General features: G+C 39.7%; 12 protein-coding genes. All 12 read left to right on the forward strand.

All coding sequences use genetic code 11. From position 1 onward, the window contains the following. Positions 1-2 precede the first annotated feature (2 nt). The 12 genes from recN to QM408_RS03735 all read left to right on the forward strand — a co-directional run bounded on the left by recN (position 3) and on the right by QM408_RS03735 (position 12,273). Positions 3-1,670 carry a DNA repair protein RecN gene (gene recN / locus QM408_RS03680; protein WP_261150449.1) on the forward strand — a complete coding sequence of 556 codons (1,668 nt, stop codon included), beginning with the start codon at positions 3-5 and terminating at the stop codon, positions 1,668-1,670. Between the two features lies 1 nt (position 1,671). Next, positions 1,672-2,400, forward strand: coding sequence for a metallophosphoesterase family protein (locus QM408_RS03685; protein ID WP_024057651.1), 729 nt, complete (start codon positions 1,672-1,674; stop codon positions 2,398-2,400). 78 nt (positions 2,401-2,478) lie between these two features. After that, the gene (lepA, locus tag QM408_RS03690; RefSeq protein WP_414373640.1) at positions 2,479-4,302 is read left to right on the forward strand and encodes a translation elongation factor 4; all 1,824 of its coding nucleotides are present in this window, start codon (positions 2,479-2,481) and stop codon (positions 4,300-4,302) included. Positions 4,303-4,565: 263 nt separating this feature from the next. Then, positions 4,566-5,042: a PTS sugar transporter subunit IIA gene (locus tag QM408_RS03695; protein ID WP_000521976.1), complete on the forward strand. Its 477-nt coding sequence runs from the start codon at positions 4,566-4,568 to the stop codon at positions 5,040-5,042. Positions 5,043-5,080: 38 nt separating this feature from the next. Next, positions 5,081-5,386 (forward strand): PTS sugar transporter subunit IIB, encoded by a 306-nt coding sequence (locus tag QM408_RS03700; RefSeq protein ID WP_000590547.1) that lies wholly within the window; start codon positions 5,081-5,083, stop codon positions 5,384-5,386. Between the two features lie 47 nt (positions 5,387-5,433). Then, positions 5,434-6,909 (forward strand): PTS galactitol transporter subunit IIC, encoded by a 1,476-nt coding sequence (locus QM408_RS03705; protein ID WP_000382513.1) that lies wholly within the window; start codon positions 5,434-5,436, stop codon positions 6,907-6,909. A 101-nt stretch (positions 6,910-7,010) separates the two neighbouring features. Beyond that, on the forward strand, positions 7,011-7,907 hold the full coding sequence (locus QM408_RS03710) for an aldose 1-epimerase family protein (protein WP_023948151.1): 897 nt from the start codon (positions 7,011-7,013) through the stop codon (positions 7,905-7,907). 284 nt (positions 7,908-8,191) lie between these two features. After that, on the forward strand, positions 8,192-8,617 hold the full coding sequence (lacA, locus tag QM408_RS03715; RefSeq protein ID WP_000029277.1) for a galactose-6-phosphate isomerase subunit LacA: 426 nt from the start codon (positions 8,192-8,194) through the stop codon (positions 8,615-8,617). A gap of 148 nt (positions 8,618-8,765) precedes the next feature. Next, complete coding sequence (gene lacB / locus QM408_RS03720) at positions 8,766-9,281, forward strand: galactose-6-phosphate isomerase subunit LacB (RefSeq protein ID WP_001216910.1); 516 nt, start codon at positions 8,766-8,768, stop codon at positions 9,279-9,281. Positions 9,282-9,291: 10 nt separating this feature from the next. Then, positions 9,292-10,221 (forward strand): tagatose-6-phosphate kinase, encoded by a 930-nt coding sequence (locus tag QM408_RS03725; protein WP_261117352.1) that lies wholly within the window; start codon positions 9,292-9,294, stop codon positions 10,219-10,221. Position 10,222: 1 nt separating this feature from the next. Then, entirely contained in the window at positions 10,223-11,203 is a 981-nt protein-coding gene (gene lacD, locus QM408_RS03730) for a tagatose-bisphosphate aldolase (RefSeq protein WP_001229114.1), read from the forward strand. A gap of 233 nt (positions 11,204-11,436) precedes the next feature. Next, positions 11,437-12,273 carry a PRD domain-containing protein gene (locus tag QM408_RS03735; protein WP_414373644.1) on the forward strand — a complete coding sequence of 279 codons (837 nt, stop codon included), beginning with the start codon at positions 11,437-11,439 and terminating at the stop codon, positions 12,271-12,273. The last annotated feature ends 14 nt before the right edge of the window (positions 12,274-12,287 follow it).

The following is a 12,287-nucleotide window of genomic DNA, read 5'->3' on the forward strand; positions in this document are numbered from 1 at the left end:
GTATGTTACTTGAAATTTCGATAAAAAACTTTGCCATTATTGAGGCTATTTCCCTCAATTTTGAGAAAGGTATGACTGTCCTGACTGGTGAAACGGGTGCAGGGAAGTCAATTATCATTGATGCCATGAATATGATGTTGGGAGCTCGTGCGACGACAGATGTTATTCGTCATGGTGCGCCAAAGGCAGAGATAGAGGGGCTTTTCTCAGTTGAGAATAGTCGCCTTTTACAGGAAATTTTTGATGAGCAAGGTTTAGAAATGGGGGATGAAATTATCATCCGTCGGGAAATCTTGCAAAATGGTCGGAGTATTAGTCGTGTCAATGGTCAGATGGTTAATCTGTCTGTTTTGCGTGCTATTGGGCAACATCTGGTGGATATACATGGTCAGCATGACCAAGAAGAGTTAATGCGGCCTCAACTGCATATTCAGATGTTGGATGAATTTGGTGACGCAGCTTTTTGGGCCTTGAAAGAAACCTATCAAACGAGTTTTGATGCCTATCGTAAAATGCGTAAGCAGGTTCTGGAAGTCAAGAAAAACCAACAGGAACACAAGGCTCGTATTGAAATGTTGGAATTTCAAATGGCAGAGATTGAGGCAGCAAACTTGCAAGCTGGTGAAGACTTATCTCTCAATCAAGAGCGAGAGAAACTTCTCAACCATAAAAACATTGCGGATACACTGACCAATGCCTACAGTATGTTGGACAATGAAGATTTTTCAAGTCTGGCTAATGTTCGTTCAGCCATGAATGACATGGAAAGTGTTGAAGAGTACGACCCTGAATACCGTGAAATTTCAAGCTCTTTGTCTGAGACATACTATGTCTTAGAAGACATTAGCAAACGTTTGGAAGCAATCATTGAGGACCTTGATTTTGATGGTAATCGTCTCATGCAGATCGAGAATCGTTTGGATCTCCTTCATACTATTACCCGTAAGTACGGTGGGACTGTTGATGATGTCTTGCTTTATTTTGCCAAGATTACGGAAGAATACAATCTCTTGACAGGAAATAACCTTTCGTCTGAGGACATGGAAGCAGAGCTCAAGAAATTAGAAGTCAATCTTATTGATTTGGCAGGTCAGCTTGCCTCTGCTCGTCATGACTTGGCTCAGCAGCTAGAAGCAGAGATTAAACAAGAACTGCAAGACCTCTATATGGAAAAAGCTCAGTTTCAGGTTCGTTTTAGCAAGGGCAAATTCAGTCGTGAGGGAAATGAAATGGTTGAGTTTTATATTTCAACCAACCCTGGCGAAGATTTTAAACCCTTGGTTAAGGTTGCATCTGGTGGGGAATTATCTCGTCTCATGCTAGCCATTAAGTCTGCCTTTTCACGTAAAGAAGGCAAGACCAGCATTGTCTTTGATGAGGTGGATACGGGAGTTTCAGGTCGTGTAGCTCAGGCTATTGCACAGAAAATTCATAAAATTGGTCAGCATGGTCAGGTTCTGGCTATTTCCCATTTGCCACAAGTGATTGCGATTGCGGATTATCAATTCTTTATTGAGAAGATTAGCAATGAGCATTCAACGGTTTCGACTGTTCGTCTCTTGACGGTTGAAGAGCGAGTGGAAGAAGTTGCTAAGATGTTGGCAGGTGATGATGTGACGGAAGCAGCCCTGACGCAAGCCAGAGAATTGTTGAGAAACAGGGAGAAATAAGATGACAGACTATTATGTAATTGGAGATGTTCACGGAAAAGCTGGGATGCTGGAAGACCTTCTCAAAACCTGGGATGGTCAGACCCAGTTACTCTTTCTAGGGGATTTGATTGACCGTGGTGAAGATAGTCGCCGTGTTCTAGAGATGGTTAAGGACTTAGTGGATAATCAAGGGGCTATCTGTTTGTCAGGAAATCATGAGTATATGTTTTTGACATGGCTAGATGATCCAGAAGAAAGCTATGATCACTATCGTCGCAATGGTGGAGATACAACCATTAACTCTATCCTAGGTCGTCCTTTGGATGCACCGGTTGATGGAGTTGAGGATGCCAAGCGTGTTGCTACTGAAGCAGCAGACTTGGTCGAATTTATTCGTCAAATGCCATTTGTGGTAGAGACAGACAAGTATATCTTTGTGCACGCAGGTATTGATTTGACCTTAGACGACTGGCATGAAACCACAGATTACAAGAAAGTATGGCTTAGAAAACCATTCCACGAAGCAGAAAATCATACTGGAAAAATCATTGTCTTTGGCCATACACCGGTCTATGGTTTGTTAAAGCAAGAGCGTGGTACTGCTGAGCTTTGGACTACAGAAGATGGCAAGATTGGAATGGATGGAGGAGCTGTTTATGGTGGTGTCCTTCATGGGATTGTCTTTACTGACCAAGGAATGACAGAACACCACTTTATTGAGAATGACGGCTTTGTTGCTGAAGATTAGTACTCCTAGCAGGGTATGGTCTTGTCAAAATGTCAAAAACAATTTATAATAAATAGATACCCTGAAAGGAAGAGAATCATGAACTTAGAAGAATTGAAAAAACGACAGGAGAAGATCCGTAACTTCTCTATTATCGCTCATATTGACCACGGGAAATCAACTCTAGCAGACCGCATTTTGGAAAAGACAGAGACCGTTTCAAGCCGTGAAATGCAAGCACAGCTTTTGGATAGCATGGATTTAGAGCGAGAACGTGGGATTACCATTAAGTTGAATGCCATCGAGCTGAATTATACTGCTAAAGATGGGGAAACTTATATTTTCCACTTGATTGACACGCCGGGGCACGTAGACTTCACCTATGAAGTTTCACGTTCGCTAGCTGCCTGTGAGGGAGCGATTTTGGTCGTCGATGCTGCCCAAGGGATTGAGGCCCAAACCCTTGCCAACGTTTATCTGGCCTTGGACAATGATTTGGAAATCATGCCAGTCATTAATAAAATTGACCTGCCAGCTGCAGATCCTGAGCGCGTGCGTACTGAGATTGAGGATGTCATTGGTTTGGATGCCAGTGAAGCAGTTTTGGCTTCTGCTAAGGCTGGTATTGGCATCGAAGAAATTCTAGAGCAAATCGTAGAAAAAGTGCCAGCGCCAACAGGTGATGTGACGGCACCACTTAAGGCTTTGATTTTCGACTCTGTTTATGATGCTTACCGTGGAGTTATTCTTCAAGTGCGTGTCATGGATGGGGTGGTCAAACCTGGCGATAAGATTCAGCTTATGAGCAATGGCAAGACTTTTGATGTTACGGAAGTCGGTATCTTTACACCCAAGGCAGTTGGTCGTGATTTCCTTGCTACTGGTGACGTTGGATATATCGCTGCATCTATCAAGACTATTCAAGACACTCGTGTCGGTGATACAGTTACCTTGGCGGCAAACCCTGCTTCAGAACCCCTATCTGGATACAAGCAGATGAATCCGATGGTTTTCGCAGGTCTTTATCCAATCGAGTCAAATAAATACAATGACCTACGTGAAGCTCTTGAAAAATTGCAGTTGAACGATGCTAGTCTTCAGTTTGAACCCGAAACATCGCAAGCTCTTGGTTTTGGTTTCCGTTGTGGATTCTTGGGTCTCCTTCATATGGATGTTATTCAAGAACGTTTGGAACGTGAGTTCAACATTGACTTGATCATGACTGCACCATCCGTTATCTATAAGGTTAACTTGACCGACGGTGAGTCTATGGATGTATCTAACCCATCTGAGTTCCCAGATCCTACCAAGATTGCGACCATTGAAGAGCCTTATGTTAAGGCGCAAATCATGGTACCACAGGAGTTCGTAGGAGCTGTAATGGAGCTAGCTCAGCGCAAGCGTGGTGACTTTGTGACTATGGACTATATTGATGATAACCGTGTCAATGTTATCTATCAAATTCCACTGGCTGAAATCGTCTTTGATTTCTTTGATAAGCTTAAGTCTTCAACACGTGGTTATGCAAGCTTTGACTACGAATTGTCAGAGTATCGCCCCTCTAAGCTGGTCAAAATGGACATCCTTCTCAATGGAGACAAGGTGGATGCCCTTAGCTTTATCGTTCACAAGGACTTTGCCTACGAACGCGGAAAACTCATCGTTGATAAGCTTAAGAAAATCATCCCTCGCCAACAATTTGAGGTGCCAATTCAAGCAGCTATTGGACAGAAGATTGTCGCTCGTACTGATATCAAGGCCCTTCGTAAGAACGTACTTGCTAAATGTTATGGTGGTGACGTTTCTCGTAAGCGTAAACTGCTTGAAAAACAAAAAGCTGGTAAGAAACGCATGAAAGCTATCGGATCAGTAGAAGTTCCACAAGAAGCCTTCCTTAGCGTCTTGAGCATGGATGAAGAATAAGTTATCATAATTGTTTTTCTTGTTCACAGGAAACTTACATAAGAATCAATAGTAAAACAGGCTTAAATAGGCCTGTTTTTTTGCATTTATAATAGGATTAAATCGTTTAAAGTGTTTGTTTTAAATGTTTGTTTTGCTTATAAAGATAAAAAATAAACAAAATAATCAAAAAAAAGGACAAAAAACAACAAAAAATTATTGACAACGATTTCATATAGTGTTATACTTATAGCATAAAGTTAATGGAAAGAAGGGAAAACCTTATGGGATTAGATCATTTCTTTGACAAAAACCTTGTGTTTTGCTTAGAAGCGGATAATCAAGAACATCTCTTTGATCAGGTTGCTACTTTATTGGAAGAACGAGAAATCGTAACTCCAACTTATCGTGAAGCCTTGATCACGCGTGAAAAGTCATTTCCAACTGGCCTAGATATGGAATTTTTGGGTAAGGATTTGCCGAATGTGGCTATTCCTCACACAGATATTGTTCATAATCTAGCCGAAAAAGTTGTGGTCGTTCGATTAGAAAAACCAGTGACTTTCCACAATATGATTGCGCCAGATAAGGAAGTAGAAGTATCCTTGCTCTTCTTTATCATTAATAACTCAAGTTCAAGTCAAACGAACATTCTTGCTCAGTTGATGGACTTCTTTACTGGAAATAGTCATCTTGAAGACCTATCAAAAATTTCTGAACCAGAAGCCCTCTATGCTTATATTGCTGAAGCAATTGCTTAATTTTGTCTATTAAAAATATTAAATCGGAGGAAATCCATATGATTAAAATTCTTGCTGCCTGCGGTGCAGGTGTTAACTCAAGCCACCAAATTAAAAGTGCTCTTGAAGAAGAACTTTCAAACCGCGGTTTTGATGTTCACTGTGATGCAGTTATGGTAAAAGACGTTAATGAAGACCTTATCAAAGGTTATGACATTTTTACACCAATTGCTGCAACAGATCTTGGTTTTGACCCAGGTATTCCAGTTATCGAAGCTGGACCAATCTTATTCCGTATCCCAGCAATGAGTGCTCCCGTATTTGATAATATTGAAGCAGCTATCAAAGAACACGGGTTAAGCTAATTTTAATTTGTTAACATTCATATAACTATAAAAAGGGAGGAACTATTATGGATGTCATTATCGAACTAGCCAATAAGCTGTTCAAACCTATCTTGGATATGGGTGGGCCAATCATCATGCTGATCATTTTGACAGTATTGGCTCTACTTTTTGGAGTGAAATTCTCCAAAGCACTTGAAGGTGGTATCAAACTTGCCATCGCTCTTACTGGTATCGGTGCTATCATCGGTATGCTGAATGGTGCTTTCTCAGCATCACTTGCAAAATTCGTTGAAAATACTGGTATTCAATTGAACATCACTGACGTTGGTTGGGCACCACTTGCTACAATCACTTGGGGATCTGCTTGGACACTTTACTTCTTGCTCATCATGTTGATTGTCAACGTAGTGATGCTTGCTATGAAGAAAACTGATACACTTGACGTTGATATCTTCGATATCTGGCACTTGTCTATCACAGGTCTTTTGATTAAATGGTATGCAGACAACAACGGTGTAAGCCAAGGGGTTTCACTCTTCATCGCCACTGCAGCAGTTGTCCTTGTAGGTGTTCTTAAAATCATCAACTCTGATTTGATGAAACCTACATTTGATGACCTTCTTAACGCACCAAGTTCATCACCAATGACTTCAACTCACATGAACTACATGATGAACCCAGTTATCATGGTTTTGGATAAGATTTTTGAAAAATTCTTCCCAGGTCTTGATAAATATGACTTTGATGCTGCTAAATTGAACAAGAAAATCGGTTTCTGGGGATCTAAATTCTTCATCGGTTTCATCCTTGGTATCGTTATCGGTTTGATGGGTACTCCACATCCAGTTGCTGGCGTAGAAGATGCAGCAAACTGGCAATTAGTTATTAAAGGTTGGTTGTCTCTTGGTTTGACAGCCGGTGTATCTTTGGAACTCTTCTCACTCATCGGTTCATGGTTCATCGCTGCCGTAGAACCACTTTCACAAGGTATTACAAACGTTGCTACTAAACGTCTTCAAGGACGTAAATTTAATATCGGTCTTGACTGGCCATTCATCGCTGGTCGTGCTGAAATCTGGGCTTGTGCCAACGTACTTGCACCAATCATGTTGATCGAAGCTGTGCTTCTTTCAAAAGTCGGAAATGGTATCTTGCCACTTGCAGGTATCATCGCTATGGGTGTTACTCCAGCTCTCTTGGTTGTAACACGTGGTAAATTGCTCCGTATGATTATCTTCGGAACACTCTTGTTGCCACTCTTCCTTCTTTCAGGTACACTTATCGCACCATTTGCAACAGAACTTGCTAAAGGTGTAGGTGCCTTCCCAGCAGGTGTGAGCGAAACTCAATTGATCACTCACTCAACTCTTGAAGGACCAATCGAAAAACTTCTTGGTTGGACAATTGGTAACACTACAACAGGTGATATCAAAGCAATCCTTGGTGCTGTAGTCTTCCTTGTATTCTATATCGGTATCTTTGCATGGTACAGAAAACAAATGATCAAACGTAACGAAGAGTACGCAGCAAAAGCAAAATAATGCGCTCCTATAAAATGTAAATTGTTAAAGCTAGGTTGTCATTTTCCTGATAGGAGTGACAGCCTAGTTTTTTATAAACTATCAAGAAATCGGAGAAAATAATGGTAATTGAATTAAAATCAGAACAATTAAGAGTTGAATTTAACAGTTTTGGTGGGGCTCTTTCTTCTATAAAAGATACTGAGGGACTGGAGTATTTGTGGCAAGGGGATGCCACTTATTGGAGTGGACAAGCTCCTGTTCTCTTCCCCATTTGTGGTTCTTTGAGAGAGGATACAGCCCTCTATATAGATGAGAAGGGGCAAGAAAGCAAAGGAAAGATTCCTCGTCATGGTTTGGTTCGTAAGAAAGAATTTGAATTAGTTGAACAGACAGATAATAGTGTAACTTTTGCAATTGAAGACGATGAGAATAGCTATCAGAACTACCCTTATTATTTCCGCCTAGAAATCACTTATAGCCTTACTGGCAAGACAGTACGAACTCAATACAAGATTTTCAATAAAGAAACTAGCAAGGTCATGCCTTACTTTATTGGTGGACATCCAGGATTTAATTGTCCTCTACTGGATGATGAAGTCTATGAAGATTATTATCTAGAGTTTGAGAAAGAAGAGACTTGCTCTGTTCCACGTCCTTTCCCAGAAACAGGTATGCTGGATTTTCAAGATAGAAGTCCATGGCTAGAAGGTCAAAAAGAATTAGACCTCAGCTATGATCTTTTCAGCACTGATGCAGTCACCTTAGATGAATTGCAATCTAGAACAATTGCCCTTCGTTCTCGTAAACATGATAAGGGATTGAAAGTGCACTTTGCAGAGTTTCCAAATCTCATTATCTGGTCAACTTTGAATAAGGGTCCTTTCATTGCTTTTGAACCATGGTCTGGCTTGTCAACATCTCTTGAAGAAGGAGATCATCTAGAAGATAAGAAGAATGTTCGCCTCCTAGAACCTGGTCAAGTGGATCAAATTGGTTTTGACATCGAAATTTTTTAGTTAAAAAAACACAAAAACAAACATTAATTGTTGACTTTTTTAAGAAATAGGAGTATATTATGTTTGTAAGCAACAAATGATGTTTGTCACAAACAAACAATCACTTGTTATATTCTCTTTCGTGGAGAAAGATTATTTCTAGGAAACTGATTTCCTAAACTTGAATAAGGTGTCATTCATCTCATTCAATCCAATTTGTCAATAAACTGCTAGAAAGCTTTTGTAGGTAAACTGTTAACTATAAAAGGTTTTACTAGCCTAGAAAAATAAAAGGAGTATACAATATGTCTATTGTTATCGGTGCAGATGCTGCAGGTTTGAGATTGAAAGAAGTTGTGAAAGACTTCTTGGAAAAAGAAAACTTCCACGTTGTGGATGTTACAGCTGAAGGTCAAGACTTTGTTGATGTGACTCTTGCTGTTGCTGCAGAAGTAAACAAAGAAGAACAAAACCTTGGTATCGTGATTGATGCTTATGGAGCTGGTCCATTTATGGTCGCAACTAAGATCAAAGGAATGGTTGCTGCAGAAGTATCTGACGAACGTTCAGCTTATATGACTCGTGGTCACAACAACTCACGTATGATCACTATGGGTGCACAACTTGTTGGTGATGAATTGGCTAAAAACATCGCTAAAGGATTTGTTAACGGTAAATACGATGGTGGACGTCACCAAATCAGGGTCGATATGTTGAACAAAATGTGCTAATACTCTTCAAAAATCAAGATAATCTGTCGTCAGCTCACTTTAGCTAACCTCAGTTATGCTCGCAGCTCGCTTCCTAAGCTAATCTTGATTTTTCTTGAGTAAGGATAAATGATATTAGATTTATATAATTAATCGGAGGGAATAACTAATGAGAATTGCAATTGGATGTGACCACATCGTAACAGATGAAAAAATGGCGGTTTCAGAATTTTTGAAATCAAAAGGATATGAAGTCATTGACTTTGGTACTTATGACCATACACGTACTCACTACCCAATCTTTGGTAAAAAAGTAGGGGAAGCTGTAACTAGTGGTCAAGCTGATCTTGGGGTATGTATTTGTGGTACTGGTGTTGGTATCAACAACGCTGTGAATAAAGTTCCAGGTGTCCGTTCTGCCTTGGTTCGTGATATGACAACAGCCCTTTATGCTAAAGAACAATTGAACGCCAACGTTATCGGTTTTGGTGGTAAGATTACTGGTGAATTGCTCATGTGTGATATCATCGAAGCTTTCATCCATGCTGAATACAAACCATCTGAAGAAAACAAGAAATTGATTGCGAAAATTGAACACCTTGAAAGTCACAATGCTCAACAAACAGACGCAAACTTCTTCACTGAATTCCTTGAAAAATGGGATCGCGGAGAATACCACGACTAAGAGGTAACCTATGATTTTAACAGTCACAATGAACCCATCCATTGATATTTCCTATCCCTTGGATGAGTTGAAGATTGATACTGTCAATCGTGTGGTGGATGTAACCAAAACGGCTGGTGGTAAGGGACTCAATGTTACCCGAGTACTTTCAGAATTTGGGGATTCTGTTCTTGCTACTGGTTTAGTGGGTGGTAAACTTGGTGAGTTTTTGGTTGAACATATCGATAATCAAGTAAAGAAAGATTTCTTCTCAATTCAGGGAGAAACTCGTAACTGTATCGCTATTCTTCACGGAGACAACCAAACAGAAGTTCTTGAAAAAGGTCCTGTAGTATTGGAACAGGAAGGTCAAGACTTTTTGGAACATTTCAAAAATCTCCTAGAGTCAGTTGAAGTAGTAGCTATCTCAGGCAGTCTGCCAGCTGGCCTTCCAGTTGATTACTATGCGAGCTTGGTAGAACTTGCTAATCAAGCTGGCAAACCTGTTGTTTTGGATTGCTCTGGTGCAGCACTTCAGGCGGTTCTTGAATCACCACATAAACCAACAGTCATCAAACCAAATAATGAGGAATTATCTCAGCTTCTTGGAAGAGAAGTTTCTGAGGATTTGCATGAATTAAAAGAAGTACTTCAAGAACCTTTGTTTGCAGGTATTGAATGGATTATCGTTTCACTTGGTGCCAATGGTGCTTTTGCCAAACATGGCGATACTTTCTACAAGGTAGATATTCCTAGAATTCAGGTAGTCAACCCTGTCGGATCTGGAGATTCTACTGTAGCAGGAATTTCTTCAGGACTTCTTCATAAGGAATCGGATGCAGAACTCCTCATCAAGGCCAATGTCCTTGGTATGCTCAATGCTCAAGAAAAAATGACAGGTCATGTCAATATGGCTAACTATCAAGCTCTATATGATCAATTAATAGTAAAAGAGGTATAAAATGGCTTTAACAGAACAAAAACGTGCACGCTTAGAAAAACTTTCTGATGAAAATGGTATCATCTCAGCTCTTGCATTTGACCAACGCGGTGCTTTGAAACGCCTCATGGCTCAACACCAAACAGAAGAACCAACAGTGGCTCAAATGGAAGAACTTAAAGTTTTGGTAGCGGATGAATTGACTAAATACGCTTCATCTATGCTTCTTGATCCTGAATATGGACTTCCAGCAACAAAAGCTCTTGATGAAAAAGCTGGTCTCCTTCTTGCTTATGAAAAAACAGGTTATGATACAACAAGCACAAAACGCTTGCCAGACTGCTTGGATGTTTGGTCTGCAAAACGTATTAAAGAAGAAGGTGCAGATGCAGTTAAATTCTTGCTTTACTATGATGTAGATAGCTCAGACGAACTTAACCAAGAAAAACAAGCTTACATCGAACGTATCGGTTCTGAGTGTGTGGCTGAAGATATCCCATTCTTCCTTGAAATTCTTGCTTACGATGAAAAAATTGCTGACGCAGGTTCTGTAGAATACGCGAAAGTAAAACCACACAAAGTTATCGGTGCTATGAAAGTCTTTTCAGACCCACGCTTTAACATTGATGTCTTGAAAGTAGAAGTTCCTGTTAACATTAAATATGTTGAAGGTTTCGCTGAAGGTGAAGTAGTTTATACACGTGAAGAAGCAGCAGCCTTCTTCAAAGCTCAAGATGAAGCAACTAACTTGCCTTACATCTACTTGAGTGCTGGTGTATCAGCTAAACTTTTCCAAGATACTCTTGTATTTGCTCATGAATCAGGTGCAAACTTTAACGGAGTTCTTTGTGGCCGTGCAACATGGGCTGGATCAGTTGAAGCTTACATCAAAGATGGTGAAGCAGCAGCTCGTGAATGGCTTCGCACAACTGGATTTGAAAACATTGACGAACTCAACAAAGTTCTTCAAACAACAGCGACTTCATGGAAAGAACGCGTGTAAGAAAGTCCTCCTAGGTTAGGAACATGAATCTAAAAAAATTTAAAAAAAGTTGTATGTAAAGGTTTACAAAATAACTTACTTGTGCTATACTTAAATCACAAGTTAATACAAGGTGAGTGTTACTAAGTAATATTAGGCATGATCACAGGTGAATTAGAAATCGGCTGATTTTCTAGTTCATTTGTGGTCATTTTTTGTACTAATATACCTTTAAGATATAAAAGGAGGTTGACATGTATCGAATTCTAAATCCAATGAATCACAATGTCTCGCTTGTCAGAAATGATAAAGGAGAAGAAGTGATTGTGATTGGTAAGGGGATTGCATTTGGAAAGAAGAAGGGAGATTTGATTGCTGAACATCAGGTTGAGAAAATCTTTCGGATGAAGACCGAAGAGTCAAGAGAAAACTTTATGGCTCTCCTCAAAGATGTTCCGCTTGATTTTATCACAGTGACTTATGAAATCATTGATAAGCTATCAAAGAAATATCATTATCCGATTCAAGAGTATCTCTACGTAACCTTGACAGATCATATTTACTGTTCTTACCAAGCTCTAGCACAAGGAAGGTACAAGGATAGTAATCTGCCAGATATTTCCACTAAGTATCCTGTCGCTTTTCAAATCGCAAATGAAGCATTTAAAATTTACCGCCAGAAGCTAGCAGATCATTTTCCTGAGGACGAAATTATTCGGATTGCTTATCATTTCATTAATGCCGAAGGTGAAAATGAAGTGGAACTTGTGGAGTCGATTGATAAGAGAAAAGAAATTCTCAGGAATGTTGAAGAAGTTTTAACAGACTATGCAATTCAACGAACTAAAGAGAATAATCATTTCTATGATCGCTTTATGATACATTTGAATTATTTCTTGGATTATTTAGACAGATCTAGAGATGATAACCAATCACTTCTGGATATGGAAGACCATATTAAACAATCCTATCCAAAAGCGTTCGAGATTGGTTCCAAGATCTATGATGTGATTACGCAACATACGGGTCTTGATTTGTATAAAAGTGAACGAGTTTATCTAGTTCTACATATCCAACGTTTATTGTCATAAAAATTTATTTAAAA

Source organism: Streptococcus mitis (assembly GCF_047464965.1).
Classification (GTDB): domain Bacteria; phylum Bacillota; class Bacilli; order Lactobacillales; family Streptococcaceae; genus Streptococcus; species Streptococcus mitis_DU.

What these genes read in the sequence shown, in the direction of transcription:
- QM408_RS03700 (WP_000590547.1), top strand. Translation starts at nt 5,081, where the DNA reads ATGATTAAAATTCTTGCTGCCTGCGGTGCAGGTGTTAACTCAAGCCAC.
- QM408_RS03725 (WP_261117352.1), top strand. Translation starts at nt 9,292, where the DNA reads ATGATTTTAACAGTCACAATGAACCCATCCATTGATATTTCCTATCCC.
- QM408_RS03710 (WP_023948151.1), top strand. Translation starts at nt 7,011, where the DNA reads ATGGTAATTGAATTAAAATCAGAACAATTAAGAGTTGAATTTAACAGT.
- recN (WP_261150449.1), top strand. Translation starts at nt 3, where the DNA reads ATGTTACTTGAAATTTCGATAAAAAACTTTGCCATTATTGAGGCTATT.
- lacD (WP_001229114.1), top strand. Translation starts at nt 10,223, where the DNA reads ATGGCTTTAACAGAACAAAAACGTGCACGCTTAGAAAAACTTTCTGAT.
- lacB (WP_001216910.1), top strand. Translation starts at nt 8,766, where the DNA reads ATGAGAATTGCAATTGGATGTGACCACATCGTAACAGATGAAAAAATG.
- QM408_RS03695 (WP_000521976.1), top strand. Translation starts at nt 4,566, where the DNA reads ATGGGATTAGATCATTTCTTTGACAAAAACCTTGTGTTTTGCTTAGAA.
- QM408_RS03685 (WP_024057651.1), top strand. Translation starts at nt 1,672, where the DNA reads ATGACAGACTATTATGTAATTGGAGATGTTCACGGAAAAGCTGGGATG.
- QM408_RS03735 (WP_414373644.1), top strand. Translation starts at nt 11,437, where the DNA reads ATGTATCGAATTCTAAATCCAATGAATCACAATGTCTCGCTTGTCAGA.
- QM408_RS03705 (WP_000382513.1), top strand. Translation starts at nt 5,434, where the DNA reads ATGGATGTCATTATCGAACTAGCCAATAAGCTGTTCAAACCTATCTTG.
- lacA (WP_000029277.1), top strand. Translation starts at nt 8,192, where the DNA reads ATGTCTATTGTTATCGGTGCAGATGCTGCAGGTTTGAGATTGAAAGAA.
- lepA (WP_414373640.1), top strand. Translation starts at nt 2,479, where the DNA reads ATGAACTTAGAAGAATTGAAAAAACGACAGGAGAAGATCCGTAACTTC.